We start from the raw sequence: 21958 nt of genomic DNA on the forward strand, positions 1-21958 counted from the left end.
GTACCCGCGCCAAACATCTGATGACCGATGACCGGACCGGTGGACTCGGTGGGGCGGTGGACTGGGATGTCGCCGCACGCACCGGTGTCCGGCTGGTTCGGTCCGGGCCGCGCATCACCAGGGAGGAAGCCGAACGGGTCGTCGACGACCTGGCGGATGCGTCGATCCGTGCGGAAGGACCGGTCCGTGACGTCACCGGACTCGCCGACGGACTGCCGGTCCCGCAGGCCCGGATCGTGGACAGGAGCGGCTGGATCAGGGCAGCGTCCGCGTCGATGGCGCACCTGACCGGTGACGACACCCCAGGAAGGACCGGGCTGCTCGGTGGGCGCCCGGCCGGGGTCCAGGCAGGCGCGATGCTGGCCTTCCTGTCGTCCGCGATCCTCGGCCAGTACGACCCGTTCACCGGCGAACACGGCACCCTGCTGCTGGTCGCGCCGAACGTCGTCTCGGTGGAGAAGTCCCTCAAGGTGCCGTCCGCCGACTTCCGGTTGTGGGTGTGTCTGCACGAGGTCACCCACCGGGTGCAGTTCTCGTCGGCGCCGTGGATCGCCGACTACATGCGGGAGACCGTCGCGACGCTCGGGGAGATCGGCGACGACTCGATCCTCGATCTCGCGGGCCGACTCACGGGAGCGCTGCAGTCGCGGCGTCAAGGCGCGGACCAGCCGCCCGAGGAACGCGGCATCGTCGGCCTCCTCCGAGCCACCCAGGCGCAACCCCAGCGGGACGCCCTCGACCGGTTGCTCATGCTCGGCACCCTGCTCGAGGGGCACGCCGACCACGTGATGGACGCCGTCGGACCCGACGTCGTTCCGTCGGTGGCCCTGATCCGCCGCGCCTTCGACCGGCGCCGCGCCACCCAGAGCAATCCGGTGCAGCGACTGCTGCGTGCGCTGCTCGGCATCGACGCGAAGATGGCGCAGTACGTGCGAGGCAAGGCATTCGTCGACGCGGTGGTCGAGCAGGTCGGGATGGCCGAGTTCAACACCATCTGGACGGGTCCGCAGACGCTTCCGCGCACCCAGGAGATCGAGAACCCGCAGGCGTGGATCGACCGGGTCCTGGCATGACCGAAACGCGCGGACGCCTGCCCGAAGGGCCCGCGCTCCTCGAGGTTCGGCACGGAATCCGGCGCTGGCTCGCCGCCCACGATCCGGTCGACGGTGTCGCGGTCGCGCTGTCGGGGGGAGCCGACTCGCTGGCGCTCACCGCCGCGGCGGTCGCCGAGATCGGAGAAGTACACGCCCTCGTCGTCGATCACCGACTGCAGGCAGGCTCGGGCGATGTGGCGCAGCGGGCAGCGGACCGGGCGCGGACGCTCGGCTGCGCCTCCGCTCGGGTGTTGGCCGTCGACGTGACCGGGCGCGGTGGTGTCGAGGCGGCCGCTCGTTCCGCCCGCTACGCCGCGCTCGACGGCGCCCGCGCGAACCGTCCGGTGCTGCTCGGACACACCCTCGACGATCAGGCGGAGACCGTCCTGCTCGGGCTCGCCCGCGGCTCCGGGCCCAGGTCGATCGCGGGCATGCGGGACTGGGACGAGCCGTGGGGACGGCCCCTGCTCGGGGTGCGGCGCGACACGACCGAACGGGCGTGCGGCGAACTGGGACTACAGCCGTGGCACGACCCGCACAACGCCGATCCGGCGTTCACGAGGGTCCGGCTCCGGACCGAGGCCCTGCCGCTGCTCGAGCAGATCCTCGGCGGCGGTGTCGCGCAGGCCCTCGCCCGGACCGCGGCCCAGTTGCGCGAGGACGGGGAGGTTCTCGACGCGTCCGCGGCCGAATTGCGACGAGCCGCGACGGTGCATTCGGAGACGGGGGGTGACGAACTCGACACCGACGTCCTCGGTGCCGCACATCCGGCGATCCGCAGGCGAGCGATGCGAGAATGGCTGCAGGTCAGTGGGGTCGTCGGTCTCACCGACGTCCAGTTGCGGGCCGCCGACGACCTGGTCGGTCGGTGGCGCGGGCAGGGTGGTGTCGCGCTCGGTGGCGGTCGTCACGGCGCCAGGTTGGTGCTCACGCGGCGGCGTGGCAGGCTGTCGGTCGGGTTCGTCACGAGTGAACCCGCAGGTCGATGAACGAAGGGGCTAACGCCGTGTACGAAGGCGACATCGCATCGGTTCTGATCTCCGAAGAGGAGATCCGCGACAAGACGGCCGAACTGGCCGCAGCGATCGCCGAGAAGTACCCCGAAGGTGCGCCCGAGGGTGACCTGCTCCTCGTCGGCGTGCTCAAGGGCGCGATCTTCTTCATGACGGACCTCGCGCGGGCGCTGCCGATCCCGACGCAGATGGAGTTCATGGCCGTCAGTTCCTACGGCTCGTCGACGTCCTCCTCCGGTGTCGTCCGGATTCTCAAGGACCTCGACAAGGACATCGCCGGGCGCAACGTCCTGATCGTCGAGGACATCATCGACTCCGGTCTCACGCTGTCGTGGCTGATGCGCAATCTGTCCACCCGGAACCCGGCGTCGCTGACGGTCGTGACGTTGCTGCGCAAGCCGGAGGCCACCAAGATCGACGTCAACGTCGAATGGGTGGGCTTCGACATCCCCAACGAGTTCGTTGTCGGCTACGGCCTCGACTACGCGGAGCGGTACCGCGACCTGCCCTACATCGGCACCCTCGAACCGAGTGTCTACGGCGGCTGAGCCCGTCTTCCTCCGCGCATAATCGGGTGATGGACCCGGATTTCACCGCCACTTCCATCGCCCGTCGAGTACGCGCGGGGACGTTGACGCCGGTCGACGCCGTCGACGATGCGTTGGCCCGGATCGCGGCCAGGGATCCGCGGCTCGGGGCGTTCGTTGCCGTCCGGGGCGAGCAGGCCCGCGCCGAGGCCGCGGCGGTGTCCGCACGGCCCGATCTGGCATCGCTGCCACTGGCCGGAGTCCCGATCGCCGTCAAGGACAACGTCCCCGTCGCCGGTCACCGGCTCGGCAACGGTTCGATGGCGTCGTCGGCCGAGCCCTCCGAAGCCGACCATCCCGTCGTCGCGCGCCTCCGGGCCGCAGGCGCCGTCGTCGTCGGGCTCACCGCCGTTCCGGAACTGTGCGTGTGGGCCGCGACGGACACCCCGGACGCCGTCACCCGCAATCCCTGGAACCCCGGGATCACCTCGGGTGGCTCGTCCGGGGGGTCCGCGGTCGCGGTCGCGTCCGGAATGGTTCCCGCTGCGCACGGCGCCGACGGGATGGGGTCGATCCGTATCCCCGCCGCGGCGTGCGGGGTGTTCGGCATCAAACCGGGGCGCGGGGTGGTGCCGGCGGAGTTGGGCGTCGACTCCTGGTTCGGGATGTCGGAGAACGGGCCGATCGCGACGACGGTCGCCGACGCGGCGCTGTTGCTGTCGGTGATGGCGGACCGGCCCGACCTCGCCGACATCGAGGACCCGGGCCGCTTGCGGATCGCGGTGTCGGTACGTTCGCCGCTGCCGGGCGTGCGCGTCGATCCACACTGGCGGGCGGCGGCCGAGCGGGCCGCGGCGGCGCTGGGCGCCCTCGGTCACCACGTCGCCACCGCGCCGCTGCCCTATCCGGCGAATCCGGTTCCGCTGCTGTCGCGGTGGACCGCCGGAACGGCCGCGGACGCCGCCGGTCTCGACAGAGCGCTGCTGCAGCGTCGCACCCGAGGTCACATCGCTGCGGGAAAAGTGATGCGCCGCTGGGTGAATCCCGCACAGGTGGAGTCGGTCGACCGAGTTCTGCGTCGCTTCTTCACCGACCATGACGTCGTCATCACGCCGACGCTCGCGTCCGTTCCCATCGCGGCGGAGCGCTGGAGTGACCGCTCGTGGCTCGCGAACCTGGTCGCCAACATCCGGTACGCGCCCTTCCCGTCGCTGTGGAACTTCGCCGGGTGGCCTGCCGCGAGCGTGCCACTCGGAATCCACCCCGAGACGGGCACTCCGCTCGGGGTGCAGATCGCCGCGCCTCCTGGTGGGGAGGCGCGGATCCTGGCGGTGGCGGCGCAGTTGGAGTCGCTGTTGCCATGGCCGCGGGTCGCGGCGGTGTGAGAGCAGCGGGTCGCGGCGGTGTGAGAGCAGCGGGTCGCGGCGGTGTGCTGTCGTCGCGCCAGCCCTACTCGGCGGGCAGGACGCGTTCGACGACGGCGGTGATCAGCTCGCCCATGCGGTCCCCGGGGAAGACGTCGGGCAGGGTGAGGTGTTCGACGATGAGCCAGTTCATCGCGAGGTACAGCGTGAGCACCGTGGTGGCGTCGCCGGGGAGTCCGGAGTCGAGGTGGTAGGCGACGTTCGCGTCGACGTCGGCGCGAATCCTGTCGGTGAGGACGGTGCGGAGTTCCGGCCGTCGGGTCGCCTCCAGCCGTAGTTCGAGCAGCGCGAGGTAGCCGGTGCGGAAGGCGCTGATCCGATCGACGAGTTCGTGCATCAATTCGACGACGCGGGCGCGGTCGCGGGGACCCGCCAGGCTGCCGGCGAGGGTCGGTGCATCCGGTTGGAGCCGCTGGTAGATGCGGCTTCCCGCCTGGGTGAACAGGTCGTCGCGGTTGGTGAAGTAGTTCGATGCGGTGCCTGCGGGCACGTCGGCCTGGGTGTCGACGGATCGGAAGGTGAGCCCGCGGGCACCTTCCCGTGCCAGGACTTCGATCGCGGCGTCGACGAGTGCTGCACGACGTTCCGGGTTTCGCCTCACCATTGACACCACTCCATCTGTAGTACTACGTTGCTACCACTTCAACTATAGTGGTTTGGCAACGAACGGGGTGGAGCATGCGCAAGCTCGTGTATTACGTGGGAACGTCCATCGACGGCTACATCGCAGGACCGGAAGGAGAGTGGGATTTCTACCCGGTCGGTGCCGACCTCGCCGAGTACATGAACACCCAGTTCCCGGAGGTGGTCCCGGCGCACGTCCGCGAGGCCATCGGCCTGGAGGCCGACCCGATCCGCTACGACACCCTGGTCATGGGCCGCGGCACCTACGAACCGGCGCTCGCCGTCGGGATCGCGAGCCCGTACTCGCCCCTGCGGCAGTACGTCGTGTCCTCCACCCTCGGCGCGGTCGATCACCCGGATGTGGAGGTGTACTCCGGCGACCCGGTCGACCTCGTGCGCCGACTCAAGGGCGAGGACGGTCGGGACATCTACCTGGCGGGCGGAGGCCGGCTGGCGGCTGCACTGCTCCCCGAGATCGACGAGATGATCGTGAAGCTGTATCCGGTGGTCGCGGGTACCGGAATCCCCATGTACTCCGGAGGATTCCGGCCCACCGCCTTCACGCTGACCGGCTCGCGCACCTTCGACAACGGCACAGTGGTGCTGAACTACGCCAGGACGTGACGCGTCAGTCGGAACGTGACGCGGTGTCGTGGGAGACGACGCGCTCGAGTGCCTGCAGATCCGTTTCGAGTTGCCGGAACAGCCAGTAGGCGCCGACGAACGCGAAGATCGCACCCACCGACAACACCCTGACCGCGCCGATCACCTCCCCGATCTGCGCGGGGGTCAGGAACGTCACTCCCGCGACCGCGACCAGCGGCACGGACGCGGCCACCGCGAGATAGCGGGTGCTGCGGCGATCCAGACCGCGGAGTTCACGGTCGTCGTCGCTGCTGGTGATGCCGAGCGGCAGCAACACCGGATACAGGTAGCGCACGGCGTAGAAGGTGACGAAGAAGAACGGGTACGCCACCGCGATCGCCCCACACACCAGCAGTGACCCGACGAAGTGCAGATACGCACTCGGTGGGATGCCGCCCGCGATGATCTGCAGTGTCACCGGGTACACGAGGCCCGCGATCGCCCACAGCGTGAACACGACCGCCACGACCCTGTCGCCGAGCAGCAGGGTGTCGGTGCGGGCCCGCGCGAGGGTCGGGGCGTCGTAGCGTCTGCCCTTGCGCAGCCCGCGCGGCACGGTCAACGGATAACGACACAGGTAGAGCAGGATGGCCGCGCCGAGCGGGAACGCGATCGCGTTGATCACGTACTGGATCTGGTCGAAGTTCCGTTGTACGAGTGGGTCGAGATTGTCGATGATCAGCGTCTTGTTGTGGTGGTAGTTGTAGGCGCCCGCGAGGGCGTTCGGGACGGCGACCGCCGCGATCAGGATCGGAACCGTCCAGCGCTGAAGCAGTCGGCGGCGCCGGCTCGGAGGCGGGTCGACCAGGTCACGGGCGTGCGGGTCGAGGCACAGATCGAACTGGCGCGCCAATTCGGCGCCGCTCGGCCAGCGCCCTTCCGGATCGGGATCCAGGCAGGTGCGCAGGACCCGCACGAGGGTCGCCGGGCAGTCGGAGGGCAATGCTGCCTGCGCGTCGCCGCGGACCCCGGACTCGCGCAGTGCCAGCATCCCGTCCAGCGGATCGGCGTCCGGTACGTCGGGGAAGGGCCGGCTCCCGGCGAGCAACTCCCACAGCACGACGCCGAGAGAGTAGACGTCGCTGCGGGTGTCGAGGTCGGCGGCCGTGCATGCGCGGCCGGGGTGACAGGCCCGCAACTGCTCGGGCGACATGTAGGCGAGGGAACCGCCGAAATAGGCGACGGGGCTGGTGTCGGCGACGGATTCGCTGAAACTGATGTTGAAGTCGGCGAGCTTCGGCACACCCTCCGCCGTCAACAGCACGTTCGCCGGTTTCACGTCGCGGTGCAGAACCCCGCGACGGCCCGCGTAGTCGAGTGCGTCGGCGAGTCGTCGGCCGAGCCAGGCGACGGTCTCCGGCCACGACAGCGCCGCGATCTCGGCCCGGACGCTGGAATCGGTCGGCACGATCTCGCCCTTCGCGGCGAGTGTCGCGTCCACGGCCTCGAGCAGCAGCGCACCCGACCGCTGCTCAGGCGGCGTCTGCCGGACGCGTCGCAGCACCGACAGCAGCGTCCCGCCCGGGACGTACTGCATGTACAGCACCTTCATCTCCAGATCGGGGACGAGGCGCTGATCGAAGACTCGGACGATGTAGTCGTGGTCGAGTTGTGCGAGGGTCTGTGGCTCGGTGCCGTGGTCGCGGGAGATCTTCACCGCCACCATGCGCTGCATCGATCGCTGCCGGGCCAGGAACACCCGCGCGAACGCCCCCCGGCCCAGTGCGACGAGGAGATCGAAGTCGTCGACACGGTCACCGACGTCCAGGTCGTCGAGTGTGACGCCGTCTCCCGCGGGGCGAGTGGTTGTGGCACCGCCCGCGGAGCGGGTGGTCGGGTCGTGATCGTCGGCGGGCGCCGTGGCGGTCGTCGGGTCGAGTGCGGTGGCGGTCGCGACCTCCGTTGCCTCGGCGTCGTGGGGTGCGGGCGACCCCACCGTGGCGGTCGCCGCCACGGTTTCGTCGGGAACGGATCGTGCTCGGCGCTGTTTCACGAACACCTGCTCCGCAGTTGTTGTGTCATGAACACCCTGCCGGACCGCTGTGTGCCGGCATCGACTCCTCGGGCCTGAACCCTCAGGATAGTCCCGGAGTCAGAACGGCCAGGTGGGAACGGTGGGGAGGTCGGGCCGGGTGGGACGACCGATCAGCCATGCCAACAATTCGGCGCGTGGCAGCGCAGGCGGCACGAGGTCCGGTGCCAGCGCAGCCAGTGCCGGCAGTTCGGTGGCGAGCGTGGACTCGACGAACGCGGAGGGCCAGTCATCGCAGGTGTAGCCGACAGCGAGGTCGAGATGGTGGATCTCCAGCTCCCGCCAGCGGAGGGCCGGGATGAACCGGGCGGGCACAGGAGTGCGCCACTTCACCGGGGTGTCGAGGCCGGTGGACCCGACGGCCCGCAGGTCGTCGATGAGGCGGCCGCCCGCGAAGCGGAGATCGGCTGCGAGCAGGTCGACGGGACGGTCCGCGCCCTCCTCGATGGCGGCGGCACGCGCGTCGGGTCCGCCTGGGTACATCTCGGATGGAACGCCGGACCGTACTCCGACGACGAAACGACGCAGGCCGTCGGCGTTGCGCGCGAGATGTGTCGCCACGTGCCCGCGACTCCAGCCGGGCAGCGCGGACGCGCCCCGCGCCTGCTCCTCGGAGAGCCCCGCCAGCGTCAGGTCCAGCCGCGCCTGCGACCGCTCGACATGGTCGATCGTGTCTTCGTATGTGTCCCCCACAGTGGTCGAGAGTAGTGGGGGCGGCCGACATCGCGCGCCCGGAACCATCGCATCCGTCCGCACGTTGGTCTAGTGGAGTCGGTGTGGGATCCTCGCCGGAACGCGGGTGACGTGGCCTCGGAGATCACCACCCCGGTTCGCGGTAATCTGAGGTGTCCGGTAAGCAGCCGGAAGCCGGCGCACCGAGCTCGACCCGAGCTGATTGGCTCGACCGGAACTGGAAAGGACTGGCCCTCGCGGCTGAACCTGTATGAACCGTAAGACAGTGTTTCGCAACCTGGCGATCGTCGCCGGCATCCTGCTGATCATCTACGCGTTCAGCTACTTCGGCAACGACACCCGCGGGTACACGACCGTCGACACCTCGGTGGCGATCGCGCAGCTCGACGCGAAGAACGTCACAGACGCGCAGATCGACGACCGCGAGCAGCAGATCCGGTTGACCCTCAAGCAGGGCAACGATGCGACCGAGAACGCCACGCAGATCCTCGCCAAGTACCCGATGGCGGCGTCCGAGCAGATCTTCACCGAGGTCCAGGACGCCGGACTCGAGAACTACAACACCAAGGTCAGCACGCAGAGCTGGCTGACCCAGATCCTGCTGTTCGTGCTTCCGATGATCATTCTGCTCGGCCTGTTCGTCTTCGTGATGGGCCGGATGCAGGGCGGCGGCCGCGGCGGCGTCATGGGCTTCGGGAAGTCGAAGGCCAAGCAGCTCTCCAAGGACATGCCCAAGACCACGTTCGCCGACGTCGCGGGCGCGGACGAGGCCGTCGAAGAGCTCTACGAGATCAAGGACTTCCTGCAGAACCCGGCGCGCTACCAGGCGTTGGGCGCGAAGATCCCGAAGGGCGTCCTGCTCTACGGTCCGCCCGGAACCGGCAAGACTCTCCTCGCGCGCGCGGTCGCGGGTGAGGCCGGGGTGCCGTTCTTCACGATCTCCGGTTCCGACTTCGTCGAGATGTTCGTCGGTGTCGGCGCGTCCCGCGTTCGTGACCTGTTCGAACAGGCCAAGCAGAACAGCCCCTGCATCATCTTCGTCGACGAGATCGACGCGGTCGGCCGCCAGCGCGGCGCAGGCCTCGGCGGCGGTCACGACGAGCGTGAGCAGACCCTCAACCAGCTGCTCGTCGAGATGGACGGATTCGGCGACCGGCAGGGCATCATCCTGATCGCCGCGACGAACCGGCCCGACATCCTCGACCCGGCACTGCTGCGTCCCGGTCGCTTCGACCGCCAGATCCCGGTGAGCAACCCGGACCTCGCCGGTCGCCGCGCGATCCTGCGGGTTCATTCGCAGGGCAAGCCGCTCGACCAGCACGCGGACCTCGAGGGCCTCGCCAAGCGGACCGTCGGCATGTCCGGCGCTGACCTGGCGAACGTCATCAACGAGGCGGCGCTGCTCACGGCCCGCGAGAACGGTGCCGTCATCACCGAGGCTGCGCTCGAGGAGTCGGTGGACCGAGTCATCGGCGGCCCCCGCCGCAAGAGCCGCATCATCAGCGAGCACGAGAAGAAGATCACCGCGTACCACGAGGGTGGTCACACCCTCGCGGCGTGGGCGATGCCCGACATCGAGCCGATCTACAAGGTCACCATCCTCGCGCGCGGCCGCACCGGCGGTCACGCCATGACGGTGCCCGAGGACGACAAGGGCCTGATGACCCGCTCCGAGATGATCGCGCGCCTCGTCATGGCGATGGGTGGCCGCGCGGCCGAGGAACTGGTGTTCCACGAGCCGACGACCGGTGCGTCCTCCGACATCGACCAGGCCACGAAGATCGCCCGCGCGATGGTCACCGAGTACGGCATGAGCGCCAAGCTCGGCGCGGTCCGCTACGGGCAGGAGGGCGGCGATCCGTTCCTCGGCCGGTCGATGGGTCAGCAGTCCGACTACTCGCACGAGGTCGCCCGCGAGATCGACGAGGAGGTGCGCAATCTGATCGAGGCGGCGCACACCGAGGCATGGTCGATCCTCAACGAGTACCGCGACGTGCTCGATGTGCTCGCAGGGCAACTCCTCGAGCACGAGACCCTCACACGCAAGGACCTCGAAGCGCTCTTCACGAGCGTCGAGAAGCGGCCGCGGATCACCGCGTTCAACGACTTCGGTGACCGGGTGCCGTCGGAGAAGCCGCCGATCAAGACGCCGAAGGAACTGGCGATCGAACGCGGTGAGCCGTTGCCGGAGGAGCCCTCGCGCGTCCCGACGTATGCGAGTCGTGACACGGCGTCGCAGCCCGTCCCTCAGCAGCCCGCCCCGCCGCAGCCGCAGAACGGATACCAGGTCCCGCCCGCCGGGTACCCGCCGTACCCGCCGCCGCAGCACCAGCAGGCCCCGCAGGGATCGGTCCCCGACTACGGCGCCCCCGCCGGATGGTCGGCGCCGGGTTGGCCGCCGCGCGGAGACACGCAGCACGCGCGTCCCGCGACGAACCCCTACCCGGAGTCGGAGAATCCGTACGCCGGATATCCGCAGTGGAACCCGCCGCCGCAGCCGGCGCACCCTCCGGCCGACGACAAGGATGCGTCGACGCAGCGTTGGGACGGGCCGAACGGCAAGGAGTAGGCCCCGCTAGTGTTTGACGAGGTTCGCCGAGGTGCGGATCGGCGGTTCGAGCGAGGTGGAGGTGCGGTCCAGGTGTCGGTTCATCAACTCGGTGGCGCTGGAACAGGTGAGGCGGGCGACGTGTTGCAGTCGATCGAGTCGGGGCGTGTCTTCGACCAGCCGCGAGCCGAAGCAGCGGTCCGGGAACTGCTGATCGCGGTCGGCGAGGATCCGGACCGTCCCGGACTGCTCGACACCCCGGCGCGGGTCGCGCGCGCGTACCGCGAGGTGTTCGCCGGTCTCTACACCGATCCGGACAGTGTCCTCGACACCACTTTCGACGAGGGACATCAGGAACTCGTGCTCGTGCGCGACATCCCTATGTACTCGACCTGCGAACATCACCTCGTCTCCTTCCATGGTGTCGCGCACGTCGGCTACATTCCGGGACCGACCGGCCGGGTGACCGGCCTGTCGAAGCTGGCACGCGTGGTCGACCTGTACGCGAAGCGTCCGCAGGTGCAGGAGCGGCTGACGAGCCAGGTCGCGGACGCCCTGATGCGCAAACTGGACCCCCGCGGCGTCATCGTCGTCGTCGAGGCCGAGCACCTGTGCATGGCGATGCGCGGCATCCGGAAGCCGGGCGCCAGCACCACGACCTCCGCGGTCCGTGGCCTCTTCCAGACCAGCGCGGCCTCCAGGGCCGAGGCGCTGGACCTCATCGTCCGCAGATGACCGTGCTCCCGACACCCGGACGATGCGTGGTGATGGGTGTTCTCAACGTCACCAGCGACTCCTTCTCCGACGGCGGGCGCTACCTCGACCGGGACGCGGCGATCGCTCACGGACTCGAACTGCGCAGGCTCGGTGTCGACATCATCGACGTCGGTGGCGAGTCGACGCGTCCCGGCGCACAGCGGGTTGATCCCGACGTCGAGGCGCAGCGCGTGGCCCCGGTCGTCGCCGACCTCGTCGCCGAAGGCATCCCGGTCAGTGTCGACACGATGCGGGCGTCGGTGGCGCAGGCCGCGATCGAGGCGGGTGCGCACGTCGTCAACGACGTGTCGGGTGGTCGCGCCGACCCGGCGATGGCGTCGGTGATCGCCGATGCAGGCGTGCCGTGGATCCTGATGCACTGGCGTTCGGCGGGGGAGTACGTCCACGCGGGCGGGGTCCTGCACTACGGCGATGTGGTCGCCGACGTCTGTGCCGAACTGACCGAGACGGTCGACGCCGCGGTGCGCGCGGGCGTCGACCCGTCGCAGTTGATCGTCGATCCCGGTCTCGGTTTCGCCAAGACGGCAGAACACAATTGGGCGCTGCTCGGTGCATTGCCCGAATTGCGGGCCCTCGGTTTCCCCGTGCTGATCGGCGCGTCCCGCAAGCGTTTCCTGGGCACACTGCTCGCCGACCGGGACGGCGATCGCGCCCCCGACGGCCGCGAGATCGCGACGGCGGTGGTGTCCGCGTTCGCCGCTCGCGGAGGAGCGTGGGGTGTCCGGGTGCACGACGTCCGAGGATCGCGGGACGCGATCGCGGTCGAGCAGGCATGGCGTGGCGCACAGGAGGCTCGAGGTGTCTGACTGCATCGAACTACGTGGACTGCGGGTACGCGGGCATCACGGCGTCTTCGAGCACGAGAAGCGCGACGGCCAGGACTTCCTGATCGACGTCACTGTGTGGATGGACCTCGCGGGCGCTGCGGCGTCGGACGACCTCGCCGACACCCTCGACTACGGCGCGCTCGCGCAGACCGCGGCCGACATCGTCGCGGGGCCGCCGCGGGACCTGATCGAGACGGTTGCCGCCGAGATCGCCGACGCCGTGCTCACCGACGGTCGCGTCGCGGCGGTGGAGGTCACCGTGCACAAGCCGTCCGCTCCGATCCCGCTGACGTTTGCCGACGTTGCGGTGGTGGCGTACCGGTCGCGGACGGGGTCGCGCTGATGGCAAGGGTGGTGCTGTCGATCGGTTCGAACCTCGGCGACCCCCTCGCGAATCTGCGTTCCGTGGTGGACGAACTCGGCCCGCGGCTCGTGGCGGTCTCGAGTGTCTACGCAACCGCGCCGTGGGGTGGCGTGGATCAGCAGGATTTCCTCAACGCGACGCTGATCGCGGATGACGACGAGCTGGACTGCCGGGGCTGGCTGCGATTCGGGCAGGATCTCGAACAGCGCGCGGACCGGGTGCGGGATGTGCGGTGGGGACCCCGGAGTCTCGACGTGGACGTGATCGACTGCGGCGGTGTCGTCAGTGTCGACCCGGAGTTGACGCTTCCCCATCCGCGGGCACATCTGCGGGCGTTCGTGCTGGTGCCCTGGTTGGAGATCGATCCGGACGCCGTGCTCACGGTCGACGGGTCGGCGGTCGGGGTCGCCGAACTCGCGCGGTCGCTGGACCCTGCGGACGTGGCCGGTGTCCGCCGCACCGACATGGTGTTGGCGGTGTCGTGATGAAGCCGACACGGGGTCGTGACCTGGTGGCGTTGGCCGCATTCGCGGCCGTCGTGACGTGGATCCTCGTCCGGTCCTTCTACGGCTCACTACCCCCGGTGTCCGTATTTGCCGGAGCCTCGCTGTATCCGGTGGCGCTGATCGAGTTCGTCCTGGCTTTCGTCATCCGCTCCCGGGTCGACGACCGCAGGATCGGGACGGACCGGCATCAGCTGCACCCCATCACCGCTGCGCGAGCCGTCGCTCTTGCGAAGGCGTCATCACTGGTGGGGGCGGCCAGTGCGGGTGTGTGGTTCGGCTTGCTCCTGTATCTCCTGCCGGAACGGGCCGAGGTCGATGCCGCGGCGCAGGACACCGCCGGAACCGTCGTCGGGTTGGTCGGCGGCGTGGTTCTGGTGGCGGCAGCGATGTGGCTGGAACATTGCTGCCGAACTCCCGACGAGCCGCCGGACGAGCCCGCGATGTAGCTCGGTTCGGCCGGACATCGCGTTCCGGCGTCCCGGACTCCAGGCCGCCGACGGCTATCCTGGGCGCCATGACGTTTTCTGGTCGCGCGGGTTCGATTCGAAGGAACAGGCGCAGCGCGAGCCAGGTCATCGTTGCCGGTCTCGTGGTGCTGGCGGTCGTCGCCAGCCTGTTCCTCATTTTCGGTGACAGCGTTCAGATTCTGCGGATCGGACTCGTCGCCGCCCTGTGGGCCGCCGTCGTCGGTGCCATCGCCATGACGAAGTACCGGCGCGAGTCCGCGGCGGACAAGGCGAAGATCCGGGACCTGCAGACGGTGTACCAACTGCAGCTCGAACGTGAGGTGACCGCCCGCCGCGAGTACGAGGCCGGTGTCGAGGCGCGCGTGCGTAGCGAGACGAGCCTGGAGGCGTCCGAGATCGCCGCGCTGCGGGCCGAGCTTGCGGCACTGCGCGGCAGTCTCGAAGTGCTGTTCGAGGGCAGGCTCCCCGCCGACCGTGTCGCGATCGAATCGGAAGGAACGCGTCGAGGTGAGCTCGGTCCGGGTGCGGCCGGCGCCGTGCCCTTCGCCCCGAAACCCGCGTACGCGGATCCCGGAGCGGGCCCGAAGTTCGCCTCACCGGACGACGAGCCCGTGACCGCCGAGGTGGACGTCGTGCCCGAGGACGAGACCGGGCCGATTCCCGTCCCGGGCCGCGCGCCCGATCCGGTCCCCGCCCGTGGGCGCGTGGACAGCAGTGCACCCGTCACCGCGAACGACGACAGGCCGCAAGCGCCGGAACCTCCCGACGAAACACCGTCGCCGGACGCCGAGGAGCAGGACGAACCCGACCTCGAGCCGGCCGAGCCCGACCCGACGGGCCAACCCGGTCCTACAGCGGAATCGCCGGCCCAGGCGCCGACGACTCGGGGTGGGCGGCGACGCGCCGCCGAGGGCGAGGAGGGTGACGGAGCACATTCGAGTGGACTCACCGTCGCCGAGATTCTCGCGAACGTACGCGCCGAGAAGTCCGACGCCGACGGACCGCGACAGGGCCGTCGCCGTCGTGAGTGAGCCGTAGATCACTGTTTCCACCGTGGCGGCGCGCTGGAGCGGCCGACTATCCTCGCTGTGAACGTCCGGTACCCGCCATGCGGGACTGGAACGAACTGAGAGGAACAACGGTGACCTCTTCCGAGATCACTCGAGGTGGGTCCTTTTCGGACCCGGCGCCCGCACGGCTGACGGTAGGAATCGTCTCGGCGGGACGCGTCGGCACCGCTCTGGGTGCAGCACTCGAACGCGTCGGCCACCTGGTCGTGGCATGCTCCGCCGTCTCCGAGGCGTCGGTGCGGCGTGCCCAGCAGCGCCTTCCCGACACCCAGATCCTGCCCGCCGCCGACGTCGCGTCGCGGTGCGAACTCCTGATCCTCGCCGTTCCCGACGCCGAGCTCGCGGACCTGGTGCACGGTCTCGCCGCCACCGGCTCGCTCCGTCCGGGGACGATCGTCGCGCACACGTCCGGCGCCAACGGCATCGCCGTCCTGTCGCCCCTCACGGCGCGGGGTGCGGTTCCCCTCGCGATTCACCCCGCGATGACGTTCACCGGCCACGACGAGGACGTCTCCCGGCTCGCGTCGACCTGCTTCGGGATCACCGCCGCCGACGAGGTCGGGTACGCGATCGCGCAGTCCCTGGTGCTCGAGATCGGTGGTGAGCCGGTCCGCGTTCGTGAAGAGGTGCGGCCGCTGTACCACGCCGCTCTCGCGCACGGCAGCAATCACCTCGTCACCCTGGTCTCCGATGCCGTCGCCGCACTTCGCGTCGCGTTGTCGGGTGACGAACTGTTCGGGCAGCAGGTCGTCGATGCCGCGCCGAACGGTGTCGCGGAGCGGGTGCTGGCACCGCTGCTGTCCGCGGCCCTGGACAACGCGCTGCGCCGCGGACCCGCGGCCCTGACCGGTCCCGTCGCACGCGGCGACCGGACCGCCGTCGCCACACACCTGCGGGTGCTCGGTGAGGTGGACCCACAACTTGCCGCCGGCTATCGGGCGTTGTCGCTGCGGTCGGCACAGGTCGCCGGGGCGGACCCGGCGTTGATCGAGTTCTTGGAGGACCAATCGTGAACGGCTACACGCGCGGCGAGCTGACCGTGCACCACGAACCCGCAGAGCTGACGCGGGTCACGCGGGCACTGCGCGGTGTCGGACGGCAGGTGGCGTTGGTGCCCACGATGGGCGCCCTGCATGCCGGGCACATCGAGTTGGTGCGTCAGGCCAAACTGCGCGGTGCGGTCGTGGTGGTCTCCATCTTCGTCAATCCGCTGCAGTTCGCCGCGGGCGAGGACCTCGATGCCTACCCGCGGACACTCGATGCCGACCTCGAACTGCTGCGCGGCGAGGGTGTCGAACTCGTCTTCGCTCCGTCGGCAGCGCAGATGTACCCGAACGGACCGCGCACCACGGTGCTTCCGGGCCCGCTCGGCGGCGAACTCGAAGGTGGCAGCAGGCCGACGCACTTCGCCGGGATGCTCACGGTGGTCGCGAAGTTGCTGCAGATCGTCGCCCCGAACACCGCGTACTTCGGCGAGAAGGACTACCAGCAGCTGACGCTGATCCGTCAGATGGTCCGCGATCTGAACTTCGACGTCGAGATCCGCGGAGTGCCGACTGTCCGTGAGCAGGACGGGCTCGCGCTCTCGTCGCGCAACCGCTACCTCGACGAGGAGCAGAGGGCCGCGGCGGCAACGATTTCCGCGGCCCTCGTCGCGGGTGCACACGCCGCTGCGGGTGGCGCCGAGGCGATCCTCGCGGTGGCGGGCGAGGTGCTTGCCACCACCCCGGAGATCGTCGTCGACTACCTCGAGGTGCGCGGCGTCGATCTCGGTCCGGCGCCCGAGCGGGGTGACGGGCGACTGCTGGTCGCTGTCCGGGTGGGAAACACCCGGCTCATCGACAACGTCGGTGTCGCCGTCGGCACCGGATTCCTCGAGCGGGACGAGGATCCCGCACTCATCTCCAATGTTGCCGACGATCAGATCGTTCGCTAGAACCGTAAGGGGCAGTACATGTTTCGCACGATGATGAAGTCGAAGATCCACCGCGCCACCGTGACCCACGCCGACCTGCACTACGTCGGCTCCGTCACCGTCGACCAGGACCTGATGGACGCCGCCGATCTCCTCGAGGGCGAGCAGGTGTGCATCGTCGACATCGACAACGGTGCCCGCCTCGAGACCTACGTCATCGCGGGGGAGCGCGGCACCGGCGTGATCGGGATCAACGGTGCGGCAGCGCATCTCGTCAACCCGGGCGACCTGGTGATCCTCATCGCCTACGGCGTGATGAACGAGCAGGAGTGCCGCGACTACAACCCGCGCGTCGTGTTCGTGGACGCGGACAACAAGCAGGTCGAACTCGGGTCGGATCCCGCACACGCGCCCGAGGGCTCCGGTCTGATCACCCCGCGGATGCTGAGCACCCTCGAGAACACCTCGGCACTGGTGTAGGCCGTGCTCCTTGCGGTCGACGTCCGCAACACCACCATCTCGCTCGGGGTGTTCACCGGATCAGGGGACAACGCTCGGCTGGAACAGGATTGGCGGATGCGCACCGATCCGCGGATGACGGCCGACGAGCTCGCCCTGCTGCTGCGCGGGTTGCTGGGGTCGCGGGTCGAGACGATCGTCGGCGTGTCGGCACTGTCGACGGTCCCGTCCGTGCTGCGCGAGCTTCGGGTGATGCTGAGCCGGTACTGGGATCACGTCCCGCATGTCGTCGTCGAACCCGGCGTCCGTACGGGTGTGCCGCTCCTCGTCGACAACCCCAAAGAGGTGGGTGCCGACCGGATCGTGAACAGCCTTGCCGCGCATCATCTCTACGGTGGACCGTGCATCGTCGTCGACTTCGGTGTCGCGACGTGCGTCGACGTCGTGTCGGCGAAGGGGGAGTTCCTCGGGGGCGCGATCGCGCCGGGGCTGGAGACGTCCACCGACGCCCTCGCCTCCCATTCGGCCGCGCTGCGTCAGTTCGAACTGGTCCGACCACGAGCGGTCGTGGGCAAGAACAGCGTCGAGTGCATGCAGTCGGGTGCGGTGTTCGGATTCGCCGGCCTGGTCGACGGATTGGTGCGCCGCGTGCGCGCCGAACTGCCCGCGTTCGCTGGGACGGACGTGACGGTGCTCGCGACGGGAGACAGCGCGCCGTTGGTGATGCCGGAGTCCGAGACCATTGCGCACCTCGAGCGTCACCTGGCGCTGGAGGGGCTGCGCATCGTCTACGAGCGCAACCAGGCCAGACGGGCCGCGAAACGCGCCCCCGTGGTGTGAGCTTGTCCCTGCACCCTTTGCCGATCCCGGATTCTGTGTCACACTTGTCGGCGTGATTGCTCGCATGGTTGCTCAGGAGTGTTGTCGAGGCTGACTGCCGCCTCGATCTGTTCGAGGCATGTCCTTTGCCCTCGAACGATTCCACCTCCTGGAGCTGTTTCCATGCTTTCCACACCTGTCTTTTCCGGGCCTCGTCCCGCGCGACCATCGGTGTCGCCCACCCGCCTCCGTCCCGCTGACCTGCTGCGTATCACCGATCAGGGTGCGCAGGACGTGCTCGACGGCCGTTTCGCCCACCTCATCCCCGGTGCGGACGAGTGGCCCGTCGCCGAGCGCTGGTCCTCCCGGTTGCACGCCGACGACGACGTCGACGTCTGGCTGATCAGCTGGGTTCCCGGCGAATCGACGGAACTGCACGACCACGCAGGTTCCCTCGGTGCGCTCACCGTCCTCAGTGGAACGCTTGCCGAATACCGCTGGGGTGGAAGCGAACTCAAGTACCGCACGTTGGCCGCGGGCGACCAGGCGTCGTTCCCTCTCGGCTGGGTGCACGACGTCGTGCAGGCGCCCGACACCGAATCGGGTCCCGGTGCACCGACACTCAGCGTGCACGCGTATTCGCCGCCGTTGACCGCGATGTCCTACTACGAGGTCACCGACCAGGGCAGCCTGCGTCGCACCCGCACCACACTGACCGATCTTCCGGAAGGGCTCTCGGCATGACCATCGACGAAATGCTCGACGAGGCCCGGTCCCGCATCGACCGGATGTACGTGTTCGAGGTTGCCGACGCCGTTCGCCGTGGTGCCGTCTTCGTCGACATCAGGCCCCAGGCCCAGCGTGAACGCGAAGGCACCCTGCCCGGCGCGCTCGCGATCGAACGCAACGTCCTCGAATGGCGGACCGATCCGACCAGCAGCGCACACCTGGCCCTCGCCGTCGATCACGACGTCGAATGGGTGATCGTCTGCTCCGAGGGGTACACGTCGAGCCTTGCGGCGGCGTCGCTGCGTCAGCTCGGCCTGCACCGGGCGACCGACCTGGTCGGCGGCTACCAGGCGTTGCGGTCCGCCGGACTGCTCGGGGCGCTGATCGGGCAGACACACTGCACCCGCGAACTGTCGACGGTCGCCGCACACTGACCATTTCGGGTTCAGCTGCAGTTCACCGACCGTCCAGTTCTGGTCTTCTGCCCCGGCTAGGGTCGCGGCGAGGACGCGCCGCGTCCGAACCGCCGACCATCCAGGAGACCCGACAATGCGTCTGACAGGACGTCCCGCCCTCGCCGCCATCGCGGCGGTGACCGTGTTCGGCGGCCAGCTCACAACCGCAGGTATCGCCGCCGCACAGGTACCGACCGGTCCGCAGGCCGTTCAGATCCAGGGCGGCGCCGCCGCCGCAATCGAGTCTGCACTCGGCTTGCCTGCAGACGGATACGGGCTCGACCAGCTCGCGCGCATCTACCCGTCGGACCTCCCGGCACGCGGCACCTACATCGCCCTGATGGACGGCTTCAACGCTCTGCGCGCAGAGCGACCCGATGTCATCGCGAAGAACCTGCAGACGGTCGTCGACGTCAACAACTCCGCCGACACGCGGACAGTGGAGCGCGCGATCTTCGACAACTACGAGGACCGCGAGATCTCCCTCGCCGACTCGCTCGGCGACGAACTCGGTGCGGCGTTCCTCGACGCCTACGAGGGCGGGCGGCTTCCCAAGGTGAAGGCGTTGCTCGGGGGGTACCTCTCGCGGGCAGGCGGACTGGTCAACTCGTCGCTGATCGAGAAGACCGTCTACAACAATCCCCGCCCGTTCGTCGTCGACCCCGCCAGGATCGTGCGCCACGACGACGCCCGCGGCACCGTGTACTCGTCGGTCGAGTCGAGCGGCTCCTACCCGTCCGGCCACACCTCGGGCGCGTACCTGACGGCCTCGCTCCTCGCCACGATGGTTCCCGAGTTGGCGCCGAAGATCCTGACCCGCGCCTCCGAGATCGGCAACAGCCGCATCGTGCTCGGCGTGCACTACCCGCTCGACGTGATCAGCGGCCGCATGCTCGGCACCGCCGCCGCCGCGGACCGGCTCGCCGACCCGGCGTTCGCTCCGCTCGTCGACGAGGCAGGAGTCGAGCTGCGGACGGTGCTCGAACGCGAGACCGGCCGGCCGTTGTCTCAGGTGATCGCCGAGGACTCGGCCTACCTGTCGGCGGACGAGGCGACGCGCGTCTACCGCGAGCGGATGACGTACGGGTTCGACCGGGTCGGGGCGTCGGGCGTGCCGATCGAGGTTCCGGCGGAGGCCGCCGCGCTGCTGCGCGGAGTGTTCCCCGACCTGACCGACGCGCAGCGCCTCCAGGTGCTGGCACAGACCGCCGCCGACTCCGGGTACCCGCTGGACAAGACGGGCCCGCAGGGTGGGTGGCAGCGCCTCGACCTCGCAGCCGCGTCGGCGGCAACGGTGACCGTCCGCCCGGACGGCTCCGTGGCGGTGTCCTGAACCGAGACATGTCCGACCGCCGCGCGGCCCAGCAGTCGCGCGGCGGTGGTGGCCCTATAGTCTTGGAGCCCGTGAGTGATGCACCGGCCCAGCATGTAGACGACACCCCCGAGCAGCTGCGTATCCGCCGGGAGAAGCGTGAGCGTCTCCTGGAACAGGGACTGGAGGCGTACCCCGTCTCGGTGCCCCGGACCCATTCGCTCGGCGAGATCCGCGCCAAGTTTCCCGATCTCGAACCCGACACCGCCACGGGCGAGCAGGTCGGCGTCGCGGGCCGCGTCATCTTCGTCCGCAACACCGGCAAGCTGTGCTTCGCGACGCTGCAGGAGGGTGACGGAACCCAGCTGCAGGCGATGCTGTCCCTCGCGAACGTCGGCGAGGACGCGCTGGCAGCGTGGAAGGCGGACGTTGACCTCGGTGACCACGTCTTCGTCCACGGCGAGGTCATCAGCTCCCGTCGCGGCGAGCTCTCGGTCATGGCGGACGCGTGGCAGCTCGCGTCGAAGTCGCTGCGTCCGCTCCCTGTCGCTCACAAGGAGATGAACGAGGAGTCGAGGGTCCGCCAGCGGTATGTCGACCTCATCGTGCGGCCGGAAGCCCGCGAGACCGCGCGCAAGCGCGTCGCCATCGTCCGGGAACTGCGGAACGCGCTCGAGAGCCGCGGCTTCCTCGAGGTCGAAACCCCGATGCTGCAGACGGTCGCAGGCGGTGCGGCCGCGCGGCCGTTCGTCACGCACTCGAACGCACTCGACATCGACCTGTTCCTGCGTATCGCGCCCGAGTTGTTCCTCAAGAGGTGCGTCGTCGGCGGAATCGAGAAGGTCTTCGAGATCAACCGCAATTTCCGCAACGAAGGCATCGACTCGACGCATTCGCCGGAGTTCGCGATGCTCGAGACCTACGAGGCGTACGGCACGTACGACGATTCCGCGACGATGATTCGTGAGCTGATTCAGGAAGTCGCGCAGAACGCTCTCGGGACGCAGGTCGTGACGCTGGTCGACGGTACCGAATACGACCTGAGCGGCGAGTGGAAGACGATGGAGATGTATCCGTCGTTGTCCGCGGCCATCGGTGTCGAGGTCACGCCGGACACGACCGTCGACGAGTTGCTCGCGCTCGCCGCGAGGGTGGGGCTCGAGGTTCCGAAGGACAAGGGCTACGGGCACGGCAAGCTCGTCGAGGAGTTGTGGGAGCACCAGTGCGGCGACCAGTTGCACGAGCCGACGTTCGTCCGGAACTTCCCGGTCGAGACGTCCCCGCTGACCAGGCAGCATCGATCGCTTCCCGGCGTCACCGAGAAGTGGGACCTGTACGTCCGCGGGTTCGAACTGGCCACCGGCTACTCGGAACTCGTCGACCCGGTGATCCAGCGTGAGCGGTTCGTCGATCAGGCGCGTCTCGCGGCAGCGGGCGACGATGAGGCGATGGTCCTCGACGAGGAGTTCCTTGCGGCAATGGAACACGGCATGCCGCCGACCACCGGCACCGGTATGGGTATCGACCGACTGCTGATGGCATTGACCGGATTGGGTATCCGCGAAACCATCCTGTTCCCAATTGTGCGTCCTTCTGCGCGTTGATCGAATTACAACGGAATTCTCAGAATTCTCGGTAATCGTGATTCTTGTTCCGGG

The 21958-nt window shown here is 69.0% G+C and carries 23 protein-coding genes; 20 read left to right on the forward strand and 3 right to left on the reverse strand.

Annotation, left to right across the window (positions count from 1 at the left end; translation table 11 throughout):
* Positions 1–20: 20 nt before the first annotated feature.
* The 4 genes from RHCRD62_RS04810 to RHCRD62_RS04825 are packed head-to-tail and all read left to right on the forward strand — an operon-like array spanning position 21 to position 4019.
* On the forward strand, positions 21–1073 hold the full coding sequence (locus RHCRD62_RS04810; protein WP_050063562.1) for a zinc-dependent metalloprotease: 1053 nt from the start codon (positions 21–23) through the stop codon (positions 1071–1073).
* Positions 1070–2083, forward strand: a complete 1014-nt coding sequence (tilS, locus tag RHCRD62_RS04815) for a tRNA lysidine(34) synthetase TilS (RefSeq protein ID WP_050063563.1) — start codon at positions 1070–1072, stop codon at positions 2081–2083. The genes RHCRD62_RS04810 and tilS overlap by 4 nt, the downstream gene beginning before the upstream one ends.
* 17 nt (positions 2084–2100) lie before the next feature.
* Positions 2101–2655 carry a hypoxanthine phosphoribosyltransferase gene (gene hpt / locus RHCRD62_RS04820; RefSeq protein ID WP_050063564.1) on the forward strand — a complete coding sequence of 185 codons (555 nt, stop codon included), beginning with the start codon at positions 2101–2103 and terminating at the stop codon, positions 2653–2655.
* A gap of 26 nt (positions 2656–2681) precedes the next feature.
* Positions 2682–4019: an amidase gene (locus RHCRD62_RS04825; protein WP_050063565.1), complete on the forward strand. Its 1338-nt coding sequence runs from the start codon at positions 2682–2684 to the stop codon at positions 4017–4019.
* Positions 4020–4083: 64 nt separating this feature from the next.
* On the opposite strand, the gene RHCRD62_RS04830 is transcribed toward RHCRD62_RS04825, so the two are convergent.
* Complete coding sequence (locus tag RHCRD62_RS04830) at positions 4084–4662, reverse strand: TetR/AcrR family transcriptional regulator (protein WP_172671007.1); 579 nt, start codon at positions 4660–4662, stop codon at positions 4084–4086.
* Positions 4663–4736: 74 nt separating this feature from the next.
* Between RHCRD62_RS04830 and RHCRD62_RS04835 the strand changes: the two genes are divergently transcribed.
* Positions 4737–5306, forward strand: coding sequence for a dihydrofolate reductase family protein (locus tag RHCRD62_RS04835; RefSeq protein ID WP_050063566.1), 570 nt, complete (start codon positions 4737–4739; stop codon positions 5304–5306).
* 4 nt (positions 5307–5310) lie between these two features.
* Here the strand turns inward: RHCRD62_RS04835 and RHCRD62_RS04840 are convergent, their stop codons facing one another.
* Together RHCRD62_RS04840 and RHCRD62_RS04845 are read right to left on the reverse strand one after the other, a co-directional pair.
* Positions 5311–7320, reverse strand: coding sequence for a serine/threonine-protein kinase (locus tag RHCRD62_RS04840; RefSeq protein WP_253277203.1), 2010 nt, complete (start codon positions 7318–7320; stop codon positions 5311–5313).
* A gap of 99 nt (positions 7321–7419) precedes the next feature.
* Positions 7420–8052: a maleylpyruvate isomerase family mycothiol-dependent enzyme gene (locus RHCRD62_RS04845; RefSeq protein WP_253277204.1), complete on the reverse strand. Its 633-nt coding sequence runs from the start codon at positions 8050–8052 to the stop codon at positions 7420–7422.
* Positions 8053–8302: 250 nt separating this feature from the next.
* Here RHCRD62_RS04845 and ftsH point away from each other — a divergent pair, with 250 nt between their 5' ends.
* The 15 genes from ftsH to lysS all read left to right on the forward strand — a co-directional run bounded on the left by ftsH (position 8303) and on the right by lysS (position 21904).
* Positions 8303–10621: an ATP-dependent zinc metalloprotease FtsH gene (ftsH, locus tag RHCRD62_RS04850; RefSeq protein WP_050063568.1), complete on the forward strand. Its 2319-nt coding sequence runs from the start codon at positions 8303–8305 to the stop codon at positions 10619–10621.
* Positions 10622–10693: 72 nt separating this feature from the next.
* Positions 10694–11335: a GTP cyclohydrolase I FolE gene (folE, locus tag RHCRD62_RS04855; protein ID WP_050063695.1), complete on the forward strand. Its 642-nt coding sequence runs from the start codon at positions 10694–10696 to the stop codon at positions 11333–11335.
* A complete protein-coding gene (gene folP, locus RHCRD62_RS04860) occupies positions 11332–12183 on the forward strand; it encodes a dihydropteroate synthase (RefSeq protein WP_050063569.1) in 852 nt (283 codons plus the stop codon). The genes folE and folP overlap by 4 nt, the downstream gene beginning before the upstream one ends.
* On the forward strand, positions 12176–12547 hold the full coding sequence (folB, locus tag RHCRD62_RS04865) for a dihydroneopterin aldolase (RefSeq protein WP_050063570.1): 372 nt from the start codon (positions 12176–12178) through the stop codon (positions 12545–12547). Before folP ends, folB begins: the two co-directional genes overlap by 8 nt.
* Positions 12547–13053, forward strand: coding sequence for a 2-amino-4-hydroxy-6-hydroxymethyldihydropteridine diphosphokinase (gene folK, locus RHCRD62_RS04870; RefSeq protein WP_050063571.1), 507 nt, complete (start codon positions 12547–12549; stop codon positions 13051–13053). Before folB ends, folK begins: the two co-directional genes overlap by 1 nt.
* Positions 13053–13520, forward strand: coding sequence for a DUF3180 domain-containing protein (locus tag RHCRD62_RS04875; protein WP_050063572.1), 468 nt, complete (start codon positions 13053–13055; stop codon positions 13518–13520). Before folK ends, RHCRD62_RS04875 begins: the two co-directional genes overlap by 1 nt.
* A 68-nt stretch (positions 13521–13588) precedes the next feature.
* Entirely contained in the window at positions 13589–14572 is a 984-nt protein-coding gene (locus RHCRD62_RS04880; protein ID WP_050063573.1) for a DUF6779 domain-containing protein, read from the forward strand.
* A gap of 110 nt (positions 14573–14682) precedes the next feature.
* On the forward strand, positions 14683–15624 hold the full coding sequence (locus RHCRD62_RS04885; RefSeq protein WP_050063696.1) for a Rossmann-like and DUF2520 domain-containing protein: 942 nt from the start codon (positions 14683–14685) through the stop codon (positions 15622–15624).
* Positions 15621–16547: a pantoate--beta-alanine ligase gene (gene panC, locus RHCRD62_RS04890; RefSeq protein ID WP_050063574.1), complete on the forward strand. Its 927-nt coding sequence runs from the start codon at positions 15621–15623 to the stop codon at positions 16545–16547. Before RHCRD62_RS04885 ends, panC begins: the two co-directional genes overlap by 4 nt.
* Positions 16548–16565: 18 nt before the next feature.
* The gene (gene panD / locus RHCRD62_RS04895; RefSeq protein ID WP_050063575.1) at positions 16566–17006 is read left to right on the forward strand and encodes an aspartate 1-decarboxylase; all 441 of its coding nucleotides are present in this window, start codon (positions 16566–16568) and stop codon (positions 17004–17006) included.
* A gap of 3 nt (positions 17007–17009) precedes the next feature.
* Complete coding sequence (locus tag RHCRD62_RS04900; RefSeq protein WP_050063576.1) at positions 17010–17825, forward strand: type III pantothenate kinase; 816 nt, start codon at positions 17010–17012, stop codon at positions 17823–17825.
* A gap of 162 nt (positions 17826–17987) precedes the next feature.
* Positions 17988–18548: a cysteine dioxygenase gene (locus RHCRD62_RS04905; RefSeq protein ID WP_050063577.1), complete on the forward strand. Its 561-nt coding sequence runs from the start codon at positions 17988–17990 to the stop codon at positions 18546–18548.
* Positions 18545–18967, forward strand: a complete 423-nt coding sequence (locus tag RHCRD62_RS04910; RefSeq protein ID WP_050063578.1) for a rhodanese-like domain-containing protein — start codon at positions 18545–18547, stop codon at positions 18965–18967. The genes RHCRD62_RS04905 and RHCRD62_RS04910 overlap by 4 nt, the downstream gene beginning before the upstream one ends.
* Positions 18968–19082: 115 nt before the next feature.
* A complete protein-coding gene (locus RHCRD62_RS04915; protein WP_050063579.1) occupies positions 19083–20321 on the forward strand; it encodes an acid phosphatase in 1239 nt (412 codons plus the stop codon).
* Positions 20322–20392: 71 nt separating this feature from the next.
* A complete protein-coding gene (lysS, locus tag RHCRD62_RS04920; protein ID WP_050063580.1) occupies positions 20393–21904 on the forward strand; it encodes a lysine--tRNA ligase in 1512 nt (503 codons plus the stop codon).
* The last annotated feature ends 54 nt before the right edge of the window (positions 21905–21958 follow it).

The sequence above is a fragment of the Rhodococcus sp. RD6.2 genome (assembly GCF_001040705.1).
Taxonomy (GTDB): Bacteria; Actinomycetota; Actinomycetes; order Mycobacteriales; family Mycobacteriaceae; genus Rhodococcus_G.